The 522-nt window shown below is 64.0% G+C and carries 1 protein-coding gene; it reads right to left on the reverse strand.

What is annotated here, in order from left to right; translation table 11 throughout:
- Positions 1–522: carbohydrate ABC transporter permease (locus tag STSP_RS00005; protein ID WP_157902752.1), on the reverse strand; the 522-nt coding region annotated here is incomplete at both ends.

The raw sequence follows: 522 nt of genomic DNA on the forward strand, positions 1-522 counted from the left end.
CCGGTGAGCATGCCCTTCTTGAAGTGCCGCTGGACGAAGGGGGAAGCGACCGCGACGGGAATCAGGGCCATGACCATGACGGCCATCTGCAGTCCCAGCGCGGAGAGTTGTCCGGTGCGGACCGCATACGAGAGGCCGGTGGGGGCCTCGGTGTTCTTCTGGACCAGTTGGATGAGCACGTTCTGCAGCGGCATCATCTCCTGGTCGGAGAGGTAGATGGAGGCGTTGAACCAGGCGCTCCAGTAGCCGACCGCGTAGAACAGGGAGATGACGGCCAGCACGGCCCGGGACAGCGGCATGATGATGGTCAGCAGGATGCGCAGGTCGCCGGCTCCGTCGATGCGGGCGGACTCGGTGAGTTCGGGGGAGATCCCCATGAAGAAGGCTCGCAGGACGAGGATGTTGAAGACGCTGACCGCGCTGGGCAGGATCAGGGACAGATAGGTGTCGGTGAGGCCCAGAGACTGCACCAGCAGGTAGGTCGGGATGAGGCCGGCTCCGAAGAACATGGTCGCCATCATG

The organism is Streptomyces jeddahensis, assembly GCF_001642995.1.
GTDB classification, from domain to species: domain Bacteria; phylum Actinomycetota; class Actinomycetes; order Streptomycetales; family Streptomycetaceae; genus Streptomyces; species Streptomyces jeddahensis.